At 42.0% G+C, this 24032-nt stretch carries 21 protein-coding genes; 11 read left to right on the forward strand and 10 right to left on the reverse strand.

The features are described from left to right. Window positions 1-30: 30 nt before the first annotated feature. Window positions 31-990, forward strand: a complete 960-nt coding sequence (gene gshB, locus V7K31_RS30955) for a glutathione synthase (protein WP_335100258.1) — start codon at window positions 31-33, stop codon at window positions 988-990. 256 nt (window positions 991-1246) lie between these two features. Here gshB and V7K31_RS30960 read toward each other — a convergent pair whose 3' ends face one another. The 4 genes from V7K31_RS30960 to V7K31_RS30975 all read right to left on the reverse strand — a co-directional run bounded on the left by V7K31_RS30960 (window position 1247) and on the right by V7K31_RS30975 (window position 4784). Continuing rightward, window positions 1247-1369: a hypothetical protein gene (locus V7K31_RS30960; RefSeq protein ID WP_335100260.1), complete on the reverse strand. Its 123-nt coding sequence runs from the start codon at window positions 1367-1369 to the stop codon at window positions 1247-1249. A 197-nt stretch (window positions 1370-1566) separates the two neighbouring features. Beyond that, window positions 1567-2877, reverse strand: coding sequence for a cell division protein FtsZ (ftsZ, locus tag V7K31_RS30965; protein ID WP_335100262.1), 1311 nt, complete (start codon window positions 2875-2877; stop codon window positions 1567-1569). Window positions 2878-2937: 60 nt separating this feature from the next. Further along, window positions 2938-3171 (reverse strand): hypothetical protein, encoded by a 234-nt coding sequence (locus V7K31_RS30970; protein WP_334945305.1) that lies wholly within the window; start codon window positions 3169-3171, stop codon window positions 2938-2940. Between the two features lie 779 nt (window positions 3172-3950). Next, complete coding sequence (locus V7K31_RS30975; protein ID WP_335100264.1) at window positions 3951-4784, reverse strand: cell division protein FtsQ/DivIB; 834 nt, start codon at window positions 4782-4784, stop codon at window positions 3951-3953. Between the two features lie 677 nt (window positions 4785-5461). Here V7K31_RS30975 and V7K31_RS30980 point away from each other — a divergent pair. After that, the gene (locus V7K31_RS30980; RefSeq protein ID WP_335100266.1) at window positions 5462-6793 is read left to right on the forward strand and encodes a P-loop NTPase fold protein; all 1332 of its coding nucleotides are present in this window, start codon (window positions 5462-5464) and stop codon (window positions 6791-6793) included. A gap of 158 nt (window positions 6794-6951) precedes the next feature. Beyond that, a complete protein-coding gene (locus tag V7K31_RS30985; protein WP_335100569.1) occupies window positions 6952-12003 on the forward strand; it encodes an nSTAND1 domain-containing NTPase in 5052 nt (1683 codons plus the stop codon). A 280-nt stretch (window positions 12004-12283) separates the two neighbouring features. On the opposite strand, the gene V7K31_RS30990 is transcribed toward V7K31_RS30985, so the two are convergent. Then, complete coding sequence (locus V7K31_RS30990) at window positions 12284-12625, reverse strand: hypothetical protein (protein WP_335100268.1); 342 nt, start codon at window positions 12623-12625, stop codon at window positions 12284-12286. Between the two features lie 119 nt (window positions 12626-12744). Further along, window positions 12745-13134 carry a hypothetical protein gene (locus tag V7K31_RS30995; RefSeq protein WP_335100270.1) on the reverse strand — a complete coding sequence of 130 codons (390 nt, stop codon included), beginning with the start codon at window positions 13132-13134 and terminating at the stop codon, window positions 12745-12747. A gap of 54 nt (window positions 13135-13188) precedes the next feature. Here V7K31_RS30995 and V7K31_RS31000 point away from each other — a divergent pair, with 54 nt between their 5' ends. The 5 genes from V7K31_RS31000 (at window position 13189) to V7K31_RS31020 (ending at window position 17736) form a co-directional block, all read left to right on the forward strand. Next, window positions 13189-14025, forward strand: a complete 837-nt coding sequence (locus V7K31_RS31000) for a photosystem II manganese-stabilizing polypeptide (protein ID WP_335100272.1) — start codon at window positions 13189-13191, stop codon at window positions 14023-14025. Between the two features lie 617 nt (window positions 14026-14642). Next, window positions 14643-15419, forward strand: a complete 777-nt coding sequence (locus V7K31_RS31005) for an RNA polymerase sigma factor SigF (RefSeq protein ID WP_335100274.1) — start codon at window positions 14643-14645, stop codon at window positions 15417-15419. 162 nt (window positions 15420-15581) lie between these two features. Further along, window positions 15582-16469, forward strand: a complete 888-nt coding sequence (locus V7K31_RS31010; protein ID WP_335100276.1) for a hypothetical protein — start codon at window positions 15582-15584, stop codon at window positions 16467-16469. 2 nt (window positions 16470-16471) lie between these two features. Continuing rightward, entirely contained in the window at window positions 16472-16723 is a 252-nt protein-coding gene (locus tag V7K31_RS31015) for a hypothetical protein (protein ID WP_335100278.1), read from the forward strand. A gap of 101 nt (window positions 16724-16824) precedes the next feature. Beyond that, window positions 16825-17736, forward strand: coding sequence for an ABC transporter ATP-binding protein (locus tag V7K31_RS31020; protein WP_335100571.1), 912 nt, complete (start codon window positions 16825-16827; stop codon window positions 17734-17736). Window positions 17737-17738: 2 nt separating this feature from the next. Here the strand turns inward: V7K31_RS31020 and V7K31_RS31025 are convergent, their stop codons facing one another. Then, window positions 17739-18419: a tetratricopeptide repeat protein gene (locus V7K31_RS31025; protein ID WP_335100280.1), complete on the reverse strand. Its 681-nt coding sequence runs from the start codon at window positions 18417-18419 to the stop codon at window positions 17739-17741. 476 nt (window positions 18420-18895) lie between these two features. Here V7K31_RS31025 and V7K31_RS31030 point away from each other — a divergent pair, with 476 nt between their 5' ends. Together V7K31_RS31030 and V7K31_RS31035 are read left to right on the forward strand one after the other, a co-directional pair. Continuing rightward, complete coding sequence (locus V7K31_RS31030) at window positions 18896-19222, forward strand: YbjQ family protein (protein ID WP_335100282.1); 327 nt, start codon at window positions 18896-18898, stop codon at window positions 19220-19222. A gap of 351 nt (window positions 19223-19573) precedes the next feature. Further along, complete coding sequence (locus V7K31_RS31035) at window positions 19574-20206, forward strand: hypothetical protein (protein WP_335100284.1); 633 nt, start codon at window positions 19574-19576, stop codon at window positions 20204-20206. A 70-nt stretch (window positions 20207-20276) separates the two neighbouring features. Here the strand turns inward: V7K31_RS31035 and V7K31_RS31040 are convergent, their stop codons facing one another. The 3 genes from V7K31_RS31040 to sufR form a co-directional block, all read right to left on the reverse strand. Continuing rightward, window positions 20277-20735 carry a YbhB/YbcL family Raf kinase inhibitor-like protein gene (locus tag V7K31_RS31040; RefSeq protein ID WP_335100286.1) on the reverse strand — a complete coding sequence of 153 codons (459 nt, stop codon included), beginning with the start codon at window positions 20733-20735 and terminating at the stop codon, window positions 20277-20279. A 564-nt stretch (window positions 20736-21299) separates the two neighbouring features. Beyond that, on the reverse strand, window positions 21300-21560 hold the full coding sequence (locus V7K31_RS31045) for a hypothetical protein (RefSeq protein ID WP_335100287.1): 261 nt from the start codon (window positions 21558-21560) through the stop codon (window positions 21300-21302). A gap of 93 nt (window positions 21561-21653) precedes the next feature. Further along, window positions 21654-22337, reverse strand: a complete 684-nt coding sequence (gene sufR, locus V7K31_RS31050) for an iron-sulfur cluster biosynthesis transcriptional regulator SufR (RefSeq protein ID WP_335100289.1) — start codon at window positions 22335-22337, stop codon at window positions 21654-21656. Between the two features lie 239 nt (window positions 22338-22576). Between sufR and sufB the strand changes: the two genes are divergently transcribed. Beyond that, window positions 22577-24016: a Fe-S cluster assembly protein SufB gene (gene sufB, locus V7K31_RS31055; RefSeq protein WP_335100291.1), complete on the forward strand. Its 1440-nt coding sequence runs from the start codon at window positions 22577-22579 to the stop codon at window positions 24014-24016. Window positions 24017-24032: the final 16 nt, after the last annotated feature.

The following is a 24032-nucleotide window of genomic DNA, read 5'->3' on the forward strand; positions in this document are numbered from 1 at the left end:
TTTAATTTGTTGGTGATTGAGGTATAAAGGGTGAAACTGGCTTTTATCATTGATTCCATCCATCTGCTTGACCCGTGTCATGATACCAGCATTGCTCTGATCGAAGCAGCGCAAATCCTGGGACACGAAGTTTGGATAACTCAGGCAAATCTGCTGAGTGTGGTGGAGGGGAAAGCTTGGGCTGTCCTACAGCGAGTCGAAGTTGTACCAGTGCAGTTGGTAGAGGGACGCTGGATAGCGGTGAATCCTTGGTATAAGTTGATCGATTCCTCCTTAACTTCCTTAGAGACAATGGACGCCGTATTTATGCGGACAGATCCACCAGTCAACGATTCCTACCTCTATGCCACCTACATTCTCGATTGCATTGACCAAAATAAAACCCTGGTGATTAACAGTCCTAGTGGCATTCGAGGGGCAAATGAAAAAATGTATGCTCTCCAGTTTACCAAAGCGATTCCAGAAACGATTGTCAGTGCTGATAAGCAGTTGATTCGGCAATTTGTGGAAGCAAAGGGGGCAGCAATTCTCAAACCACTGGGTAACAAAGCTGGGGAAGGAATTTTGTTTTTGCAATCAGGCGATCGCAATTTTAACTCCATTGTCGAACTCAGTACCCTCCAAGGTCGAGTGCCAGTAATGGTACAAACCTATTTACCGGAGGCAAAAGAGGGAGATAAGCGAATTATCCTGCTCAATGGCGAACCGATTGGGGCGCTCAATCGCCTCTCTAGCGGAACTGATTTTCGCAATAATATGGCCACTGGTGGCACAGTCGCTCAAACTGAAATTACCCCAAGAGAGTATGAAATCTGTACCCAATTAGCCGAACGCTTACGCCAAGACGGGTTAATTTTTGTGGGTATTGACGTTATTGGTGGCTACCTGACTGAAGTTAACGTCACCAGTCCTACCGGAATTCGGGAGATTGATCGCCTAGATGGTACTCGCCTCGGTTATCAAGTTATTCAATGGATTGAACAAACCTAGTACTTACGCATTGACAAAAAATATCATCCATGAAATATATAAGTTGCTTTTTGTAAGAATCAATATGTTCTACTTTAATTGGGGGTGAGGGGATATTCAGGGGTGCTACTGGCACATTAGCCTTTTCCCAGATCCACGCACTCAGTTTACAGGTAGGTATTGCCTTAAAAGGTCAGTTTACGCTGAATGGCTCATTTCAGACAGTTCCAGAACCATAAACCATTACAGCACTAATTGGTGTAGGTGTGATGGGAGTTTATCTGCTGATGCGCCGACACTGCCAAAGAGCCACTTCTGTTTGATCTTTGAGCGTACCAGTATTTGATCCGTAGTTGGGCAGGTCTTCCGGTTTTTTTGTGACAAAAGCATAGCTGGACATAGGAGCCAGGAGACTCCTGCCCAAGTTCATTCTATAAAGTACCATTGACGAGTTTTTTTACCAATTGGCAAAATCGGGGATGGCAACGCATTGCTTACCCCTGCCTTTGTTAAAACCCTGGAACTAGCAGATTTTATACAGCACTCAGCCTGACATGAGACTGCTAATTTCATCTAAAATTTCAAATCCAAAATTTCTTAACTCCTTGGTGTACGTCGGTTTTTCAGAAAATCAGGTATATCCAATCCAGGTTTTTCTTTTGGTTCTGGAGTTGGAGTTGGAGTTGGAGTTGGGGTTGAGGTTGGGGGATTAATTGCGGGTTGCTGTGTCGTTGGTCGCTTCGAGGTATTAGGTGCTACCCGAATGTTAGCCACGCTTTGTTGTACCACCGCTTGCACTTCACCTGTAAACCCGGTAGCAATTACAGTAATTCTTACCTCACCTTGGAGTCTGTCATCAATTACAGCCCCAAAAATAATATTGGCGTTGGGATCAACTACTTCATAGATTGCTTCTGCGGCAGCATTCACTTCATGCAGGGTGAGGTCAGTACCACCAGTAATATTAAAGACAACTCCTCTCGCGCCTTCAATAGAACACTCTAGCAAGGGTGAAGAAATAGCTGCGATCGCAGCTTCTCTGGCTCTAGATTTTCCAGAACTCACTCCAATTCCCATCAGTGCCGATCCCGCATCTGCCATCACAGCTCGGACATCAGCAAAGTCAACGTTTACCAAACCGGGGATCGTAATAATATCAGAAATACCTTGCACCCCTTGACGCAGCACATCATCTGCATAGCGAAAAGCTTCTTGCACAGGCGTTTGTTCGGGGATCACTTCCAGTAATTTGTTGTTAGGGATAATGATCAGTGTATCTACTCTACTTTTTAGTCCATCAATACCTTGTTCCGCTTGGCTAGTGCGGCGGCGTCCCTCAAACACAAATGGACGTGTGACGACACCAACAGTAAGAGCGCCCATTTCTTTGGCTATTTCTGCCACAATCGGGGCTGCACCCGTCCCAGTACCACCCCCCATACCAGCAGTGATAAATACTAAGTCTGCACCCTCTAAAGCTGTAGCAATTTCGTCCCGTGATTCCTCAGCTGCCTTTTGACCAATGGCAGGATTACCACCTGCTCCTAAACCCCGCGTTAGCTTCTGTCCAATTTGCAATCGACTGGGAGCGCCAGCTAAGGTAAGAGCTTGAGCGTCAGTGTTAATTGACCAAAACTCTACCCCAGAGACATCAGACTCGATCATCCGGTTAACAGCATTGCCACCCCCACCACCGACACCAATTACTTTGATGTTGGCGACCCGACCAGGAACAATTTCGCCAATTCGGCTATTTTCGGGAGAAATCTTCTTATTATCGTGATTTTGTCCGAAGTTCAGCCCAGAATTATTAAAGGGATTGGTCGAGTTAACTGCCAGAGAAAACCCCGGCTGTCCCGCAGATTGGGAATTTTTATAGGTAAGTCCTTGGTTATTATCAAGTGTCATTGGATTTGTGAAAGGGTAGATAAACGACTTTTTCAGGTGTTATTCACCTCAGAGTCAACTTTAGTTTGACAGTGCCACAATACTATGGCATTGTTCTTTATTGTTTTCACTACTGCCAAGCCTAACAGAATTGGCAGGGCGAAAATTTGCTATGGGATAAGCTTTTAACGCAGCCGATCGCACAGCCAATTCTAGAGAAGTATACCGACATTTATCTAAAATTGACTTGTATAACTTCAACCAGACATTAATCTCTTCATTCTTCTGGGCGGAGGGCATAACTTGTAAAGACATACTATAGCGCCTCTTCTCTGCCTCAACAATAATATTGTTAATAGGTTTCACCATTGGGGATGATTGCAACTTTAGACACAAAGTTTACGTTATACTTACTTATCCTTAAGATTCAAGTCAGCAAGAATTTACTTGTCAGACTATACCTGATTAACTTGTTCTTTGGGGGGTCTTAATGGACACTTTGTTGCAGCAATAGTCTATCCTACGAGAACCCGCACTAGTACGGTCAAAAAATCAAGATTTCCTAAGCGGTTTCGTCACCCAATCGAAATTACGGCACAGAGTAGTTCAAACTTATTGCCCAGAAGCAATACTTATGCAACTTTGGGCGGTAGCGTTACAGATTCAAACTTCGATAAACTGTCTTTGGAAATTTCCTCAACAGATCAAAGCCAGAGCGTTTTTGGCTCTGCACTTGGATGGCGGCGTAAATCGTTCTCATCAGTGCCTCTGGGGAGCAAGTCTGATCTTAATAAAAAACTCAAGCATTTTTCTCTTTTGGCCACTGGGTTTAGTCAAAGAATGTATGGACAGAAGGCGTTTGGCACGCCATAGACCATCATGAGATTGTCCGACATCTTGCACCCTACTATTAGATGTTAGGGTAACAATTGAGAATGTTTTACTTGCAATGGAAATTTTATGATTGATCTTCTCATTTTAATTAGAAGTTAATGCCGATTTTAGTGCGGTTTGCCAGAAAACTGAAAATAATAAATATATTTATCAGCATAAAGCTTCTTATTTTACTCCGAGCAATCAATACATTAAACATGCTAGATATTTTTAGGGATTTTGGGAGTTAATTTTTGGTCTTTTTGGTTCATTTGTACTAAGGGAAAATCGGGATTTTTCAGATCAATATACTCTATTTGACTGGAGTTGAGTTTTGCTCCTAAATGGCGCATTTGGGCGAGTACCTTAATTTGTTCAGACAACTGGGGGCCTGGAGCGCCGAGATGCACATTTCCTAGTTCTGTTTTCAAAATTAAATTTGTGGGATTTCGACAATCAATTTCCATTACGTTCACCGGACTTTGACTGATAGCTTGATGAAGTTGAGTCCAGTAGAGGCAGTATTGTTTTGGCGAGCCAATTACTTTGAGATTGGGTAATTTGCTAGTGGGATTCAGTGATGTATATTTTTCTAAAGGCATCCAGGCTCCACTTGCATCTAGTAAGCCGATTGTTACTTTTTTGTTCCCAGGTGTTTCAGTCACCGCTACAGGCACTCGTTCCTGGATTTGGATGATTAATCCAGGAGGAAACAGGCGGCGTTTGACGATCGCTTCGGCAATAGTTGGTTGTTTCTTCAAAGAGTTAGCGATCGCTGACGGTTCAATCCGCCACAAAGACTGGGGGTAAGATAGCACCAACAATGACTGAGCTGTTTCATCCGACAGTAATTTATCGCCTGATTTCATCAGTATTTGTTTAGGAGCTTTTAGCATCCACACTGGTTGGACCACCACCCAGAACAATCCAACCGTCAAACCAGTAATGGCAAAGGTTCGCCAAATAGCCTGAATAATTTTTATCCGCCTCTGCCGACGTAATTTGTGACGACGCTGGGCTAGATTCGTGCGGGAAACTGATATTATGCCAGCCATTCAAACCCCTTTTTGCTTGCAATCTAAAATCCTTGAGGCGCTCGGATCATTCTTAATTTCAGTAAACAGTGTTGGCATCTGTTAGCCGATCTCCTCAATAGTTTTTTATTTTTAGTAACACTTTACAGTAACTACAGAGATTATGGCGCTAGCGATCGCTCCGATTAAAGTTTCCGGTGTCCATTTTTAACTGACTGTAGTCTTTTTGACAAGTTATTTTTGAAGATTTTCCCTAAAGATTACAAAATATTAATTTAGATGTTTAGGATTTTCTTTCCTTGACAAATTTAACCTTAAATGATATATAGGTATTCCAGAATCTCTGTGTACTTTGCTATAATTCATACTAGTTCTACTCATCAGGCATACAAACTGAGAATCATGTTCACTTGTAGCTTTTTTTACTGATTTCCTAAGCCCTAAAGGTTTGTGGCAGGTCAAAGAAAAGCTACAGATTGTCAAAACCTCAATACCAGGTGTAAAAATTAAGGACAGATATGCTTAAGGTTATTAGGGTCAATTAAATCTCTACCATACTACTGACAGTGATCCTGCTTTAACTGCTGTCTTTTATAAGACAGTACCAACTTGCGAGTTAATCCTATGCCTACATCTCGGATAGAGATTACTTGTATAAAAACGAGAATTAAACTGCATCTACATACACATCTACATACATGAAAACGACATTCAATTTATCACGTTTTTATAAAGCATGTAACCCCAGCTACACGCTAAATATAAGTAACGTCCTAGATAAGCAATATTACATAGATTTTGCTGATGTACGTGGTTGCAAGATTGTCGAAGAATTGCAACGGACTATTGTTCGGATTTCTCCTGATGAGCCTACCTGTCAGTTATTTACCGGTCATATTGGCTGCGGTAAGTCAACGGAATTGCAGCGCCTCAAGACAGAGCTGGAATTGGCGGGATTTCATGTGGTTTATTTTGAGTCCAGTCAAGACTTAGACATGGCGGATATTGATGTCAGCGATATTCTGCTGAGTGTAGCCCGTCAAGTGAGTGCCAGTTTAGAAGGCATTAACATCAAACTCAAAGCTGGTTACTTTACCAATTTGCTTAAAGAAGTAGGCGATTTTTTGCAAACCCCCATAGAACTTTCTGGACAAGCAGAGTTGTCCTTGGGTATTGCCAAAATTACTGCCAAAACTAAAGATAGCACCCAGATGCGGAATCAACTGAGGCAATATCTGGAACCACGTACCAATAGTATTTTGCAGGCGATTAACGAAGAAATTTTAGAAAAGGCTGTTGAACAGCTAAAGCTGCGAGGTCAAAAAGGACTAGTAGTGATTGTAGATAATTTGGATCGAGTGGATATGCGTCCCTTAGCATCCGGGCGATCGCAACCAGAGTATCTTTTCATCGACCGAGGCGAACAGTTACGCCGACTCAAATGCCACCTAGTTTACACCATTCCCCTAACGTTAATTTTCTCCAATGAGTACGAGACACTGAAAAATCGTCTGGGGGGAGGAATTGCGCCAAAAGTACTGCCGATGGTATTAGTGCGGCAAAGAGATGGCAGTGATTACGAACCAGGGATGTCACTAGTGCGCCAGTTAGTTCTAGCAAGAGCTTTTCCAGAAGTTCCTTTGAATGGCAGGCTTTTATTAATTACAGAATTATTCGATCACTCCCAAACCTTGGATCGTATATGTCGCGTTAGTGGTGGTCACATTCGTAACTTATTGGGTTTACTTTATAGCTGCCTGCAACGACAAGATCCGCCTTTTTCTAACGACTGCTTAGAAGCCGTGATTAAGGACTACCGCGACGATCTGCTATTAGCTATTGATGAATCTCAGTGGGAATTATTGTTTGAAGTAGTGCAGCAGCAGAGAGTTAAAGGTGAGTCTGACTACCAGAGCTTATTAAGAAGCATGTATCTGTTTGAATATCGCGATCCTCTGGGGCGCTGGTTTGGCATCAGTCCAGCCTTGGCAGAAACAGAAAAAGTTTTGGCTTGGCAACAAAAAAAGTAACAGTGCTAGGTAAGTCATTTCTCCTTTGCTATTGGACTAATAACTAATGCCCAATGCCCAATGCCCAATGCCCAATGCCCAATACCCAATGCCCAATGCCCAATGCCCAATGCCCAATGCCCAATGCCCAATGCCCAATGCCCAATGCCCCATACCCAATGACTAATGACAACCAGCTACACATCTACAGCAAAGAAAATCAGCAAACTTTGCAAAGACTGATTAGAGCGATCGCGCTTTCCGAAAGTCAATTTGCCCTGATTTTAGTTCGATGTAACTATGGGCAATTACGTGAGCAAATGTTAGAGAATATTCGCTCGATCACCAAAGACGTCTATATCAGAGAAATCGTTCTCAATCCATCAACTACTTCCTTACACAGCACAATAGTCTCAGAATTATCTTTAGATAATCCTGCTGTCCTTACAGACTCTTTGCCATCTGCTGTGATGGTTTTCGGTATTGAGTCAACTACCGACCTGGAAAACTTACTTACAGGCATCAACCAAGCACGAGATATCTATGCCGCGACTTTTTCATTCCCAGTGGTGTTATGGCTACAAGATGAAGTAGCATCATTGCTTTCAAGATTAGCGCCTGATTTCAAAAGCTGGGCTGTAACCACGATTAAATTTGAAATGGCCAAAGCAGATTTAATTGCTTTGATCCATCAAGAGGCAGAATCTCTATTTGACAAAGTTTTAGAAGCAGGTGCCGAAACATTTTTATCTAATGCCCTTCTCGATTTAGATCCCAAGTCCCAACATCGCCACGAAATAGAATCAGCCCGTAATGATTTACGGCGACTGTATGGTGTTCAATTAACACCAGGATTAGAAGCTAGTTTAGAATTTGTGTTGGGGCGAGATAAATATGCCAACGATCAAATTAATGGTGCTTTAAGCAATTATCAAAGAAGCCTAGCATTATGGCAACAGGAAGCAAGCAGAGTGGGAGAGTGGGAGAGTAATTCTTCTTTCCTGTTCTCATATCCTCACCCTATCTCTACTTCGTCTTTACTCAAGCAAGCAATAGTACTATTCCACCTGGGGCTGTGTTATCACCGAATGGCAGATTTATACCACAATACTAATAGTAGCTATTGTGAACATGCTCTATTGTGGTTTAAACAATGTTTGGAGCTATTGGAGCAGGTAGAAAGAGAAGACTTAGTTGCTAAATTTATTTTGCCCGCTTGTGAAATGCTGCAACGCTTACAAGCCTGGAATGACTTAAAAGAATTAACTCAAAAGTCATTACGTCTGCATCAAATTTATGGAACTCCCGCACAAGTTGCTCAAAATTATGGCTTTTTAGCAAATGTGGCGGCTTCTGAGTCGAATTGGTTACTGGCTTATGAATTAGCGAATACAGCACTTTCTATCTCCGAAGAAGTAACACAAGTTTCTCTGCGAGACGCTTTGCGAAGACGACGACAAGAAAGTTGGTATCTTCTCTTGCTAGCACGTACACAACGGCATCTGGGTGAGTCGGAGGAGGCGATCAATAACTTGGAATGGGCGAGGGTAGTTTGTGAACTACAACATCAGCCATCACTTTACTTAGAGATTTTAGAGGAACTGCGATCGCTTTACTTTTTTGACCGTCATGACTATACAGAAGCCTTTAAGCTGAAGCAAGAAAAAATTCAAATAGAACATCAGTATGGCTTTCGTGCTTTCATCGGGGCAAGTCAATTGCAGCCGCAACGCCCCAGAATTAACCCAGTATTGGAACCTCACAAAATCCCGTTTATTCCTGAAGAAATTGCCCAAGAAATATCTGCTTCTGGACGGCAGCAAGATGTCAATCGCTTAATTGAAAGAATTACCCGCGCTGACTACAAACTCACAGTAATTTATGGGCCATCAGGTGTAGGGAAAAGTTCAATTCTCAAAGCTGGTTTAGTCCCAGCACTAAAGGGAAAAGCTATGGGTGAACGTATTCCTATACCTATTGTTTTATCTGTTTACACTGATTGGATTACAATCTTGATAACCAGTATCAACCAAGCGCTGGCATACACAGGAATATCGGTTAGTCTTGACTCTACACCCACTATACTGCTTGAAAAAATTCGGTTAGCATCTGAGCGCAATTATACAATAATTCTCATATTAGACCAGTTTGAAGAATTTTTCTTTGTTAGTAATCCTCCTACACACAGAATAGAATTTTATAATTTTTTTACTGAATGCTTAAATATTTCATTTGTAAAAATAATTCTTTCATTAAGAGAAGATTATTTACATCATTTATTAGAATTTGAACGTTTGAGCCAGAAAAATAGTACTGGATTATATGATTTAGGAGTAATTAATAAAAATATTCTCGATAAGGACATTCGCTACTATTTAGGAAAATTCTCCAGCCAGGATGCCAAAGCCATAATTCATAGTCTTACTCAACGTTCACATTATGAACTGAGTGATGAATTAATTAACCGATTAGTCCAGGATTTGACAGGAGAACTAGACGAAGTACATCCAATTGAATTACAAATAGTTGGCGCTCAACTACAAATAGAAAACATTACCACACTTGCCCAATATAAACTTTCCGGTGGCTCGACAAAATTGGTGGAACGGTGGCTTGGGGAAGTTATCAAAGACTGCGGTCAGGAGAACGAAGAGTTAAGTTGGAAATTATTATTTGAGTTAACTGATGAAAAGGGGACGCGACCGTTAAAAACTAAAGCTGATTTAGCGGCAGCATTAGTTAATAATCATGATATAGACACAATCTCAAGCTTTGACACAGTTGGGGAACTGATTTTAGAAATATTGGTGGGTTCAGGGTTGGTGTTGAGAATCAGAGAAGAGTTAGGCGATCGCTACCAGCTAGTTCACGATTATTTAGTTGAACCAATTCGCCAGAAAAACAATTATGGCATACTTGCCGAATTAGAAAAAATCAAACTTGAAAAAACTAAAGCTGAAGTAGCCCAAAAATTTAGCCAAAAGCAACTCAATTTGGTATTGCAACGGCGACTGCGGGAAGCACGGGTAGCAGGCGCAATTCTGGCAATCATGGGGGGAACAATAGCAGCGTTATGGTGGCAAGCCGACTTGCAAAAAAGAGCAGCCATTAGCCAAACTCTACGAGCTGAACGCAGTGAAAGCAACTTGAAAATTAGTGCGATCGCTGCTAGTAGCGAAGCTTTGTTTGCGTCTAATAAACAGTTTGATGCCCTATTGGAAGGTTTGCGGGCTTGGAGAGGACTTAAACAGGCAGATGATGTGCAGCCAGATACCCGAATGCGGGTAGTGACAGCCCTGCAACAAGCAGTTTATGGCGTAACGGAGCTTAACCGCCTAGAAGGACACACAGATGTTGTCTGGGGAGTAACTTTCAGCCCAGATGGTCAGTTGCTAGCATCAGGTAGCCTAGATAAAACGGTGAAACTTTGGCGTCCTGATGGAACCTTACTCCAAACCCTCAAAGGTCACACTGATGCTGTCACCTGTGTAAGTTTCAGCCCTGATGGTCAAAGCCTAGCCTCCGCCAGCCTCGACAAAACAGTGCAAATCTGGCACAAAAACCCGGTTACAGGTGAATTTAACCCCAAGCCATATAAAACCCTCAAAGGACAGGGAGATTGGGTTTATAGCGTTAATTTCAGTCCTGATGGCGAATTGTTAGCTACTGGTAGTAAGGATACAACCGTAAAACTCTGGCGCAAAGACGGTAGCTTAGTAAAAATACTGAGAGGACATCGAGGGTGGGTTAACTGGGTAAACTTCAGTCCCGATAGTCAATTTATCGCTTCCGCCAGCGACGACAAGACAGTGAAAATCTGGCGCCGGGACGGTAGTCTCGTTACAACTTTGCAGGGACATCAGCAGGGTGTAACTGTAGCTGTTTTCAGCCCTGACGGTAAATTTTTGGCATCAGCAGGTCGAGATAAAACAGTAAGACTTTGGCTGAGGGAAACTAACAGCACTAAAGACGGTTTTGACTTTCGTCCTTACAAAACTTTACGGCAGCATAGCGATATAGTGTGGAGTTTGAACTTTAGTTCCGATAGTAAAAAGTTAGCTTCTGCAAGTCAAGACAAAACCATAAACCTCTGGAGTATCACTGGTACTTTACTCAAAACCTTCAAAGGACACAGCGATGGTGTTGTCAGCATCGCTTTCAGTCCAAATAACAAATTGCTGGTATCAGGAAGTTATGACAAAAGTGTGAAACTATGGAGTTTAGATGCCCCAACACCGTCTATTCTTCAAGGGCATCGCAAGCGAGTTTTGAGCGTTGCTTGGAGTCCCGACGGTCAGATGCTAGCTTCTGGTAGTAGCGATCGCACTGTCAAACTTTGGCAACGGTACACCAGTAATGGCGAGGTTAAAACCCGACTCTACAAAACTTTAGTGGGGCACACAAATCAAGTTTCTAGTGTCAGTTTTGACCCCAAAGGTGAAATGCTGGCTTCAGGAAGTTTTGACAAAACAGTGAAATTTTGGCGGCTTGACGGTACTTTAATCATGACTCTCTACGGGCATAGCGATAGTGTGACGAGCGTGAATTTCAGTCCTGATGGTCAGTTGTTGGCATCAGCTAGCAAAGATAAAACAGTCAAACTTTGGAACCGTCAGGGCAAGTTGCTCAAAACTTTAGTGGGGCATCAGGGTTGGGTAAATAGTGTAAGCTTCAGCCATGATAGTCAGATTTTAGCCTCTGCCAGTGATGACCAAACTGTTAAACTTTGGCAACGGGATGGTACTTTACTCAAAACCTTCTCGCCCAATGGCATCTGGGTGATGGGTGTCAGCTTTAGTCCCAATGATGAGTTACTGGCTTCTGCCAGCTGGGATAACACCGTGAAACTGTGGCGACGGGATGGTACGTTATTAAAAACCTTATTAAAAGGGTACAGCGATAGCGTCAATGCCGTGACTTTCAGTCCCAATGGTGAATTACTCGCCGCCGCCAGTTGGGACGGTACAGTGAAACTTTGGAGCACTGACGGCAAATTAATTAAAAGTCTCAATGGGCATCGCTCTTCGGTATTAAGTGTCAGTTTTAGCCCAGATGGTCAAACACTAGCATCAGCTAGTGATGACAAGACGATAATTTTGTGGAATTTAAATCTTGATGATCTGCTTGTTCGTGGTTGCGACTGGGTGGGCGATTACCTCAAGCACAACCGCAATCTTGAGGAGCGCGATCGCCTTCTTTGTGATGGCATAACCACTAAAAACCCTTTTTAATTCAATACGCTTGGGTTAAAGCCAAAAACCAAAACCAGTGTAGGTTGGGGAGCCACTACGCCCTTGCGGTTTCCTGACTTGAAACAAGTGGCGTTTGAGGGACTAAACCCAACATTTTCGGGACTTTGTTGGGTTTCACTACGTTAAACCCAAGCGTATTGCTTTTTAATTACGAATTACGAATTAATTTGAAGCCTCAACCAGCAACCGCTCTTGGTTTAGCGGTTGATGAGGCGATTCAGAGTTGTTAATTTAGAGCTAGAAACTTATTTCGAGATGATCAGCCGCATGAGCGATCGCTCTCCAAAACTTCATTGTTATTTTCTTCGGGAGTCTCTTGTGGCAAATTCGCTAAAAATGCTTGTAGTCTCATCCGCTCAATATAAGGCCAGCCTCCCTCACACTCAATATCTTTCAGTAGTGAGTAGAGTTGCCGACGGTTAACAGGCAAACTCTCTTGAAAAACCCCATCCCGGATCTCTCGGTGTAACCGCTCCAATTGCCGCAGCAAAGCCAAAAGAGCTTCAGTATCGCCTTGACAATCCTGAACAGCATCATACACCACAGTTGCGATCGCTTGCTGTTTCCAAGACAACTCTCCTGATTCTTGATTATTGTTCATGCCACCCTTTCCGTATAAATAATGAGGCCAACTCAAATTTACCGGAGATTTTTAATTTTCCCTAGCTTGTCAGTGTAGATTCCTCTCATCACCCCTGTCCCCGCATCCCCTCACTTGCCCTATTCAGGGGTGAATATAACTAGATTTGTATCTTTATCAAAAGCAATTGCGATCGCTCCGAAAAGAGCGTAGTAACCTTTAGCATAGACTCCACAGCAGCTAGATGTGATCAGGACGAGACTTTTTTGATTAAGAGTACTTTGATTTTGAGTTAAAAAAAATCGTATGATCTGGCTGATTTCCCCATAAAAAAATGGGCTGTATGTAGTAGCGTCACATACATGATACAAAAAGACTTGGGCGACACCGCTTTTGCCATAGGCAAGAGCAAAGTGCAAAGCAGACAATCTAGATGCCCAAACACTTGGTTCAACTCTGGAAATCAGAGCAAAGCCGTGTCCGACCAAAAATAGCTTTTCGCAGAGTAGCGGCTTCTCATCAGAGATCAAAGCTTCGATGCAGTTTTACAACAAATCTATTAATTTTTGAGATTGAGGTTGACCATGAGGTATCGCGCTTTAATTGTTGCATTCTTGGCTTTGTGCCTGGGGCTAATAACTGCTTGTAGTGATGCTCCTGCTAGTAGTAGTAGTAGAGATGTACTCACTTACGATCAAATTCGCGGGACTGGCTTGGCTAACAAATGCCCCCAACTAACAGAAACAAGCCGTGGCTCCATTCCCATTGATTCTAGCCAGTCCTATGCCATCAAAGAACTTTGCTTGGAACCAACCAGCTTCTTCATCAAAGAAGAACCTGCTAATAAACGGCAAGAAGCAGAATTTGTTGCTGGCAAATTATTGACCAGATACACTTCCACCATTGACCAGGTGCAAGGTAACTTAAAAATCAACGCAGATAATAGCCTAACCTTTGCGGAAACTGATGGTCTTGACTTCCAAGCCATCACTGTGCAACTTCCTGGTGGTGAGCGAGTACCTTTCCTGTTCACCATCAAAGACTTGGTTGCTCAAAGCCAACCCAGTTTGACCAGTATTAACACCTCCACGGACTTTGAAGGCACTTTCAAAGTTCCTTCCTATCGTGGTGCTGCCTTCCTAGATCCTAAAGGTCGTGGTGTCGTCAGTGGCTACGATAATGCCGTGGCTCTCCCCGCCCAAGCAGATGATGAAGAACTTACTCGCACTAACGTCAAGCGTGCTGAAAATCTAAATGGCAAGATTTCTCTGCGAATCGCCAAAGTAGATAACTCTAGTGGTGAAATTGCTGGTACTTTCGAGAGCGAACAGCCATCTGATACAGATTTAGGTGCTGGCGAACCTAAAGAAGTCAAGATTCGCGGTCTATTTTATGCACGGGTTGAACCGAATCGTGCCTAAATCCTCTCAAGTAACGCATGTACTTACAGCAGTTTTGAGGGATCTAGACCACGACTGAGATGGGCAATGGTGAGTCATAAGTAGTGTAGTTCAATCACTTGAAAAGCGCTGTAAATATAACAAAGGGCATCTCGCCCTTTGTTATTGTCCTGAGTAAATATACTAGGTATCTTTTAATTTTTATTAGTAATTTTTAAAGATTGGATAAATCCCAGTTGAATGGACACGTAATTTTACTGTCAATTCAACTTTTGCTGATCCAACAAAATACTGAACACTATTGTTTTGTTTCTCTAAATTAACTTCATTATTAATTAATTCAAATTAAGTACAATCTCGGTTTGATATTTAGTAATTAATTTTATATTTTATTTGTATGTAGTTCTAAAAAAACTACAGGTCATACCAAAGATAAATAACAAACTAAAGACCGATTTCACCAATTTAAATTTGGCTCGATTTTCAAGCAACCTCTGGAATCTTTAGAGAAAAAACTTTGTTAGCTACATAGTATTTGCTAGGAAATATAGCACGATATTGTCTTAGATGTCGTGCGATCGCAGTTTAATTTAAAAGCGAATAATCAATTCTTTCTTTGCTCAATACAACACGGTGCTATGCCTACCACAGTCACCAACGAACTCAAACAAGAAATTTGGCAGTTGTTGCGAGAATATCAGCAATCTCCGTCAGAAAATGTCCGCAATCAACTAGTAGAACTCAATTTTGGGCTTGTGAGAAAAGAAGCTCACTACTGGACGAATCAATGTCATGAAACCTACGATGATTTGCTCCAGGTTGGATGTTTGGGTTTAATCAGAGCTATTGAAAAATTTGAACTTTCCAAGGGACATGCCTTCAGTTCCTATGCTCTTCCCTATATTCGGGGTGAAATTCAACACTATCTCCGAGATAAAGGTGTCACCGTGCGAATTCCTCGGAAGTGGTTAGCTCTGCAACAGCAAGCAATAGGAGTTTCACGTTCTTGGCGTGAAAAACATAATCGCCAACCAAACGACTCGGAATTAGCCGCAGCACTGGAAATTTCTCCAAACGAATGGCAAGAAATTAAATTAGCATGGATCAATCGCGCTCCCTTAAGTCTTGATGTGCCAGTCCAAGACGGAGAAGAAGGCTCTACCTGTTTAGGAGAATTGGTTCCAGATCCTCACTATCGTAGCTTTCAACTAGCACAAGAAGACCAATTTCGCTTACAACAAGCATTAGTTCAGCTAGAAAAACGCACCCGCGATGTATTGGAATGTGTGTTTTTGCAGGATTTGACACAAAAACAAGTTGCAGAACATCTAGGAATCAGTGTAGTAACAGTTTCCCGTAGAGTCAAGAAAGGACTGGATTTGATGAAAGAGCTTATGGGTGTGGCAGAAGATTGACTGCAAACACCAAGCCGCAGTTATGCTGGGTAGGCAGTGCTAAAAATAACCCTTGAAATGTAAAAAATTAGGTTATAAAGGGAACATACTTTGCCTTTGATACAAATTTCAGGCTTGTTTATTTCCACCATTAAATTTTCCAATGGCTTTTGAGAACAGCTCATGGGCATAAATTCAAAAATTACAATTGCAGCTATTTTAACTTTGGCGATCGCTGGATGTGCTTCTGAAGATACACAACAAGCCATCAATCCTGTGCCAATTCCCAAAATAGCAGCAAAGTTGCCACCATCGGCTCAATCCTTTAAGAATCCAGTCATACCAGACAAACAGGTTTCACAAGTTACTCCTGCATCTGTTAACTTGATTCAATCCACTAATGCTACAGAGCGGGCACGGCTAGTTGTGCTATCAAAAAATCGAAGTGACCCATTTGCACAACTTTTCGGGCAGATAGTTCCCGGAATGCTTCAAACATCAGGAAGACCTGTTCCCGTGGTGCCTAAGCTCCCGACTGCATCACTACCAGCACCAAAACTTCCAACACGCAGTATAGCTTTAAATCCAAAGAAAAATAACGTTTCTTCTGTCCCAAAATCTTCTGTACCAAAATTTTCTGTACCAAAACCAAAAAAAGTCAATCCTATCTTGACTTCAGTCTTGCCTAAAGTTTTGCCTCAAGTTGTCTCCAACCCGACTTTAGTATCTGTATTGCCACTGCCAGCACAACCTGATTTAGCAAGGGCAGTGCTTGTGACTGGTGTAGTTCTAATTAGTAAGGAACCACAGGCAATAATCAAAGTACCGGATGAGCCGACGAGTCGCTATGTGCAGGCGGGACAGCGATTAGCAGATGGCGTACTGGTTAAACGTATTGAAATGAATCAGGGCTACAACCCCATCGTGATTCTCGAACAATATGGTATTGAAGTTGCCAGAATGGTAGGGGAAGGGGCAGTCAATTCAACGCCGTCAGCTGCACCTGCTAGCGGTAATCCTGTTTCAGTGACAACGCCCCCCTCAAATCCTTCTAATGTTGGAGCTTCATAAAGATGGAGACTAAGGAAAAAATTGAATTCGCTGGTTTGCCTTTAGCAGTCTATAGAGAGATAGCAGCTCATTTATGTCAAGTCGAAGGGGTAGAAGTGGATTTAATTCCCCAGTCATCCCCACAGTTTGATTACAATCAAAGTCAAATTGCTGGCTTGTCCATCTCGTGGACAGCAAACTCTGGTTTAGAAAGTCGGCAACGAGTTAACCAAATTTTGGCTTACTATCAAAATCGCTATATGAATCTTATTTGATTTTGTTCAAACCGAAGCCTCAGATTCCCGATTTTCCAAAGAAGTCGGGAATATTGTTGTTCACGAATGTTAATATCAATTTATTGAATTTAGTTGAAAACTTGTCTACTCAAAAAGCTGCTGTCTTTCTAGAAAACGTCTACAAGTTGTACAACAATGTACCTGTAGTCAATGACCTGTCATTCAAAATTGAAGCGGGGGAAATATTTGCTTTACTTGGCCCGAACGGTGCGGGTAAATCAACCACAATTCGGATGCTGACTACACTCACGAAACCGTCCCAAGGACGAATAGAAGTAGGTGGATATGACGTGATGAGCCAAGGAATGTTGGCAAAACAGAGTATTGGTGTAGTCTTGCAGCAAATCAGTGTGGATAACGATTTAACCGTTTGGGAAAATATGGAACTGCATGGGAGACTACATCACATTAGCAACCCGCAGCGACAAAAACTAATTAATCAATGGCTAGAGTATGTTGAGCTAGCAGAAAAACGTGATGATTTGGTAAAAACCCTGTCTGGGGGTATGAAACGACGGTTGCAGATTGCGAGAGCTTTATTGCATCAACCGCAAATTCTGTTTTTAGATGAACCAACGGTAGGACTAGACCCCCAAACTAGGCGACGCCTCTGGGAAATTATTCGGGATTTGAATAAGCAGGGGATGACGATGCTACTAACGACCCATTATATGGATGAGGTCGAATTTTTGTGCGATGCCTTTGGCTCTACCAAGCCAGGACGCATTGGTATTATGGATAGCGGTAAGCTGATTTCTTTGGGAACTTTACAACAGCTGCGCTCTGCTCACGGTGAAGGTTTGGTGATGAAGCAATTAGGTTTATCTGAAGTGGGAAGTGATGGCGCTCGTGGTTGGGAATATTTGTTTTTCCCATCCCTGGAAGCAGCAAATGTCTACTTGAATGAACAGCCCGATAAAACCGGAATGATGGTGCGTCCCTCTAACCTGGAAGATATTTTTGTGGAATTAACGGGACGCCAGTTAGATTAACCTCATCCTCCTAACTGTCGCAACATGGCTTCTACTCTGTCCACTCCTTGTGAGTCATTGCGCCGCTTGTACAAGTCACGGGCTTTTTGAAGCAAGCTGTTCGCTTGTTTGGCTTGTCGTCGCTGTTTATACATCGAACCCATCAATTCATAAGTCTGAGCATTGTTCTTATCCAAGTCGATTGCTTGTTGGTATGCCCAGGTAGCTGCACTATAGTCTCCCATACGAGATTGCGTTACAGCCAATCCTAAATAGGCGTTAACGTTGTTACGGTTCAGCTGTATGGCACGACGGTAGCCTTCCTTTGCGCCAGGTGTATCGCCCAAATTTGCTTTGATGTAACCTACAGCGTAGTAAAAATCACTATTGTTAGGGTTGATAGCGATCGCCCGACGATAAGCAGTTAATGCCGCCCGGTAATTTCCCTGTTGAGCGTATAAGTAGCCAATACCTGAATGAATTTTAGCATTCTTGGGATCTAGGCTAGCTGCTTGCTGATAAACTGCGATCGCACCATTATAATCGGCGGCATTCACTAACCTCCGTCCTTCCTCTAGTAGTTGCTTTAACTGCGGGTTTTTGGCTTGTGCCACTAATACCTGAGCCTGAGCCACTGAAGGTATACTGAACGCAAAGCATCCTAATAACACCACACTAAACACAAATGATGTTGGCTTGTACACAGTAAATTTCCTGAAATTTTAGATGACTTTTTTCTTGTACATTAAAACAAAAATATAGACTTTTGAAAACTGTATTTACTCGTATTCATTAAGATGTTAATTGTTCATCCAGTCTTTCCTTTACAATCAGTGCCAGATCACAGAGTTTTTACTGAAAGCTCAAGTGCTAGGTATAAATGATGAAATGAGCTTACTCTACATATAAATTCGGAGAATACCAAAAGTACACTCTTTTTTGACAGTAGTTATACTTATAATTGCCAAAAAAACAACAGATATCTTACTTAATTCTAAATAGGCGATCCGCCAATGGTATTTCATATCCGATATCAGCGATCGCAATCTAAAATTGTGTGAGAATATCTTTATCAAACCTATCTCAACCCAGGCTAATTATATATGTGGAAATAAATTTACATTTGTTAGAGTATTTTAATAATAAATATCAAGCTATATGTTATTTGGGAGGCTAATTTATGATTATAACTACTACTGATGTGATTCAAGGAGCCGTTATTGAGTCATATTTAGGCATTGTTACCGCAGAAGTCGTCTACGGCAGCAATTTCTTGCGGGACTTTTTGGCTGGTATTCGAGATATTATCGGTGGACGCACTGTTAGTTATGAGCGACTATTTGAGCAGGGTCAACGTAAGGCACTAGAAGAATTAGAACAACGAGCACAACGTTTAGGAGCAAATGCTGTAATCGGGATTGAAATTGATACTGGCACAATCAATGTTGACCAGTCAGGAGTTCTTTTGCTGATTACTGCTACAGGCACTGCTGTCAGAATGCGTTAATCTTTTATTGACTATCTAATTACTTTGTGAGGATTTTCTAATCAGGGTTACAAACTTTTGTATTAAGTCTAATTTTTTCCAAATTTCAGATGGATTACTATAGTAGTTAATAACTGTATTTTAACTTCATAATTTATCTGAAAAAGCTCTAAGGAATCATTAAAGAATAAATAAATACTAAATTTGATTAAAAATTGTTAAAGGCATTTGTTTTTTATCACTAAAGATATATTCATTAAATATTTCTATTGATAGATATGAAAAAAGATGATTTAATTGTTTAATTTTAAGCATAAACATGAATATACATTGAGATAAATTCTGCTGAAACAGCACTGGAGTAGAAAAGCTATGTCATACGTAAATCGGGCAGGTGATGACGTTATTTCTAATGAGCCGGTGGTAGCAGCCCGAGTGGCTGAATATCATGATCTTGTTCGCTGGGGTCCGATTATTTCTGGTTTGTTGGTTTCTTTAGCCACTCAATTAATTTTAAGCGCTATAATTGGTGCTTTTGCAGCAGGTGCGGTTGAAGGTTCAGGTGCGCCGAGATCAATTGCTCCTAACGCTGCTGGTAATGCGGGGCTTTGGTCAACCATAGCTCTACTAATTTCCCTATTTACTGGTGGTTGGATTACAGCCCGTGCTTGTGGACCGATGAAGCGTAATACAGCTCTTCTTAACGGCGCAATTCTTTGGGCAACTACTTTAGCAGTAAGCTCATGGCTGTTAGCAAGTGGAGTATCTGGTGCTTTTGGTGTTGCTGCTTCCAACGCTGGGGCAGTCATAAACCAGGTACAACAGCAAGGTGGTGTTAATGTACCACAAGCAAACATAAGTGCCCAACAAGCTCGTGATGCGGCAGCTAATTTACGTTCGGGATTGTGGTGGTTTGTGTTTGGTTCTTTGTTGGGTTTAATAGCCTCAATGATTGGAGCCGTAACTGGAGCTCGCAGTGTTCGTACTAATAATTACAATCCTTAAAAAATTGTCGGGCAAACCAAATCTCATCAATTTTTAAAGCACCTTTTTCTAGGTGCTTTTTGTTTATTATTTAAGACTGGCGTTTGTAGCGTCCAATTAATTCTGCCGTAGCCAAAATATGACTATCAATTACTGCTAAAATTTCGCTTTTGCTAGCACCTGCTGTTAAACCCAACTTTTTATCAATGGCATAAAGTTTAAAAAAGTAGCGATGAATGCCACTGGGAGGACATGGACCACCGTAACCAAACTTGCCAAAATCGTTTTTGCCCTGTACTCCGCCATTGGCTAGAGTTTTTACAGCCACTATATGTTCTGGTAATTGGCGAACTGTAGCTGGAATATCGTAAACAACCCAATGAACAAATGTTTGTCCAGGTGCATCAGGGTCATCGACAATTAATACTATGCTTTCTGTTCCTATCGGAACTTCATCCCATAAGAGCGGTGGGGAGATATCTTCAGCGTCACAAGTGTATTTGCCAGAGATTAAGTCATTAGCATAAAAGGCACTACTTTCTAATCTCATGGTTTTCACGTCCTTTTTAGATTGACCACTACTGCTAGTGGTGATTAGGGTATTGTCATTCCCAACAGAATTACAACTAACTAGAGATAATTCCGCTAATCCAAATATAGCAATGCTATGGCCTAGAAAAACTCGTCTTCCATTTATCATTAAGCACTCACCAGCTTGGGGATTTATTTTGTTGTACCAGTACTAGCTTAGTGCGATCGCAAAAATATTTAAAAATCTTTACTCCCATTTTACAGATATTACTAATTTGTCGGATATTTATCTATAATACTGCGGGCTTTAATTCATATACAGCATTTTTCAGGTAAATTAGGTACATAGGTAAGGGCACAACATTGTTGTGCCCTTACAATAATCTGTACCTCACTAAGTTGCAATTTGCTGTATTTTTCTATAAAGGTTCTGGCTCGAATATTGGACTTTAGGTAAAATTGCTAGCATATCTTAAATCTGTTAATATCGCGTTTCTAAGAAACATTTGTGTTTTTTAGAAACGCGATATTTTCGATGGTTATTTTTTATAAGTAAATGAAACGAAAATTTTACTACCGCAGATCACCATTTCAAATAGGAATCTTCAATGCCCTGTTCACGTCGGATTTTGCCATCTTTTTCAAACCAGGCAATTACTTGCGGCGCTGTCAAATCTTCAATCGCAATGCCGTAATTTTGGGCAATATGCTTCAAAAGCTTAAGTGATGAAATTGTTAATCTGGTTAAAAACTTTTCTGGTGAAGACAACAAAGCCGCGTCTACTTTTGCTGACTCTTCCAAAGTTAAAAATTGTGTTGATGATTGCTGTGGTGCTACATCCATAAATGCTATCTCAAATTTAGTTGATTATTAGGGAGTGGGGAGTGGAGAGTAGGGAGTGTTTTTTACAAATGACTAATGAGAAATCACTAATGACTAATGACGAGCTTGTACCAAATAGCCACAACGATGTTCGCCATCAATAATCCAGTGGGTGCGTTCTACGGTACAATCAGGTAAGACGGCAGCAAACATTTCTAATTCGTGACCACAAATGCTGGGGAAAGACTCGGCAACGTTAGAAATAGCGCAGTTATGCTCCATTAAGATAAAGCGATCGCTCTCAAAGGAGTCATTGATATCAACAGGGTGATACTCGGCCATGAAGCCTTCTACTTTTCTCAACTCTACTAAGTTGGCTACACGTTCCCGCAATGAACCGCTACCCACGCGATCGCGGTATTCTAGGGCTTTGCGCTGCCACTGTTTCTCTAAAATCGATTTAAATTGTTCATGTCCCATCGTTTCGGCTAAGGTGTCTAGCAGCGAAACCGCAAAATTGCCGTGGCCATCACCAAAGCGATCGCTGATTGTTCGATGCAAGCGATCGCGTCCCTGACGACTCAGTTGATAAACGTGCTGCGGACGCCCCATTCCCGCCGCCTGTACTGTTGACGAATACAAAACTAACTCCTCCATCTCCAAATCCTTGAGATGGCGACGAATCGCTTGGGGAGTAACGTCTAAAACTTCAGCTAGCTCCAAAGCCGTTGCTTTTTCCTGTTTGTGCAGATACTCTAGGATATCTTGCTTGGTTGAGGACTGGTGAGTAGTCGCCATCTTCTGGTGCGAGACGTTCAGCGAACGTCCCAAAAATTTCTTTGAAAATTTGACTTTGACAACATTGTTGTTGTTAATTTAGCGTAAAATGAAGATACATTAAACAACATAGCTGTTGTTTTACTCTCCACTACTATTCTAGCAGCCGTGTAACCATTCCGTAACGCGAGATGAAAATCGGCTAGCTAAGAGCTTGTCTCCCATCCTTAAAGAGTTCTGAACACGAGAGATTATTACTGATGAGTGCCACTGTCAAAACCTTAGTCAACCAACCCTACAAGTACGGCTTTATTACCGATATTGAGTCCGACACTATACCGCGTGGACTAGATGAGGACGTTGTTCGCTTGATCTCCTCTAAGAAGAACGAGCCACAGTTCATGCTGGACTTTCGCCTCAAGGCTTATCGCCAGTGGCAAAAAATGACAGAACCAACTTGGCCTAATGTCAAGTATCCGCCAATTAATTATCAGGATATCATTTACTACTCAGCGCCGAAACGCAAGAAAGAAAAACTAAACAGCTTGGATGAAGTTGATCCAACCCTTTTAGAAACCTTTGAGAAGTTAGGCATTTCCCTATCTGAACAGAAACGACTGGCAAATGTCGCCGTCGATGCGATTTTCGATAGCGTCTCTGTCGCCACTACATTTAAAGAAAAGCTAGCGGAAGATGGGGTTATTTTCTGCTCGTTTTCCGAAGCATTGCAAGAACACCAAGAACTGATCAAAAAATACCTGGGTAGCGTTGTTCCCATAGCTGACAACTATTTTGCCGCCTTAAACGCCGCCGTATTCAGCGATGGTTCCTTTGTCTACATTCCTAAAGGCGTGAAATGCCCAATGGAACTGTCTACCTACTTCCGCATCAACTCTGGTGACACGGGACAATTTGAGCGGACTTTGATTGTCGCCGAAGAAGGTAGTTATGTTTCTTACCTCGAAGGTTGCACCGCACCGATGTATGACAGCAACCAGTTGCACGCCGCCGTTGTGGAACTCGTCGCCCTCGACAACGCCGAAATTAAATACTCCACGGTGCAAAATTGGTACGCTGGAGATGCCAACGGTAAAGGCGGTATTTACAACTTTGTCACCAAGCGCGGTTTGTGTCAGGGTGTAAATTCTAAGATTTCCTGGACTCAAGTAGAAACAGGTTCGGCAATTACTTGGAAATATCCCAGTTGTGTGTTGGTGGGTGATAACTCTGTGGGTGAGTTCTACTCGGTGGCACTGACAAATCATATGCAGCAAGCCGATACTGGCAGTAAGATGGTTCACGTAGGTAAGAATACCCGCAGTACAATTATTTCTAAAGGAATCTCCGCAGGTAATTCTAGTAATAGCTACCGGGGTTTGGTAAAAGTTAATCCGACAGCGAAAGGGGCGAGAAATTATTCTCAGTGCGATTCGATGCTGATTGGGGATAATGCCCATGCGAATACTTTCCCATACATCCAGGTGCAAAATAATGCTGCGAAGGTGGAGCATGAAGCTTCTACTTCTAAGATTGGGGAAGATCAGTTATTCTACTTTGCTCAACGGGGTATTTCTTCGGAAGATGCAATATCGATGATGATTAGCGGCTTCTGTAAGGATGTTTTCAATCAGCTACCGATGGAGTTTGCTGTGGAAGCTGATAAGTTGTTGAGTTTGAAGTTGGAAGGCAGTGTTGGATAAATGGAATTAGAGATGA

It is taken from the genome of Nostoc sp., from assembly GCF_036917675.1.
In the GTDB taxonomy this organism is placed as follows: domain Bacteria; phylum Cyanobacteriota; class Cyanobacteriia; order Cyanobacteriales; family Nostocaceae; genus Nostoc.

Excerpts from the sequence above, each read along its gene's own strand:
- V7K31_RS30960 (WP_335100260.1), bottom strand. The coding sequence starts at position 1,369 with ATGTCCAGCTATGCTTTTGTCACAAAAAAACCGGAAGACCTGCCCAAC.
- ftsZ (WP_335100262.1), bottom strand. The coding sequence starts at position 2,877 with ATGACACTTGATAATAACCAAGGACTTACCTATAAAAATTCCCAATCT.
- V7K31_RS30970 (WP_334945305.1), bottom strand. The coding sequence starts at position 3,171 with ATGTCTTTACAAGTTATGCCCTCCGCCCAGAAGAATGAAGAGATTAAT.
- V7K31_RS30975 (WP_335100264.1), bottom strand. The coding sequence starts at position 4,784 with ATGGCTGGCATAATATCAGTTTCCCGCACGAATCTAGCCCAGCGTCGT.
- V7K31_RS30980 (WP_335100266.1), top strand. The coding sequence starts at position 5,462 with ATGAAAACGACATTCAATTTATCACGTTTTTATAAAGCATGTAACCCC.
- V7K31_RS30985 (WP_335100569.1), top strand. The coding sequence starts at position 6,952 with ATGACTAATGACAACCAGCTACACATCTACAGCAAAGAAAATCAGCAA.
- V7K31_RS30990 (WP_335100268.1), bottom strand. The coding sequence starts at position 12,625 with ATGAACAATAATCAAGAATCAGGAGAGTTGTCTTGGAAACAGCAAGCG.
- V7K31_RS31000 (WP_335100272.1), top strand. The coding sequence starts at position 13,189 with ATGAGGTATCGCGCTTTAATTGTTGCATTCTTGGCTTTGTGCCTGGGG.
- V7K31_RS31005 (WP_335100274.1), top strand. The coding sequence starts at position 14,643 with ATGCCTACCACAGTCACCAACGAACTCAAACAAGAAATTTGGCAGTTG.
- V7K31_RS31010 (WP_335100276.1), top strand. The coding sequence starts at position 15,582 with ATGGGCATAAATTCAAAAATTACAATTGCAGCTATTTTAACTTTGGCG.
- V7K31_RS31015 (WP_335100278.1), top strand. The coding sequence starts at position 16,472 with ATGGAGACTAAGGAAAAAATTGAATTCGCTGGTTTGCCTTTAGCAGTC.
- V7K31_RS31030 (WP_335100282.1), top strand. The coding sequence starts at position 18,896 with ATGATTATAACTACTACTGATGTGATTCAAGGAGCCGTTATTGAGTCA.
- V7K31_RS31035 (WP_335100284.1), top strand. The coding sequence starts at position 19,574 with ATGTCATACGTAAATCGGGCAGGTGATGACGTTATTTCTAATGAGCCG.
- V7K31_RS31040 (WP_335100286.1), bottom strand. The coding sequence starts at position 20,735 with ATGAGATTAGAAAGTAGTGCCTTTTATGCTAATGACTTAATCTCTGGC.
- V7K31_RS31045 (WP_335100287.1), bottom strand. The coding sequence starts at position 21,560 with ATGGATGTAGCACCACAGCAATCATCAACACAATTTTTAACTTTGGAA.
- sufR (WP_335100289.1), bottom strand. The coding sequence starts at position 22,337 with ATGGCGACTACTCACCAGTCCTCAACCAAGCAAGATATCCTAGAGTAT.
- sufB (WP_335100291.1), top strand. The coding sequence starts at position 22,577 with ATGAGTGCCACTGTCAAAACCTTAGTCAACCAACCCTACAAGTACGGC.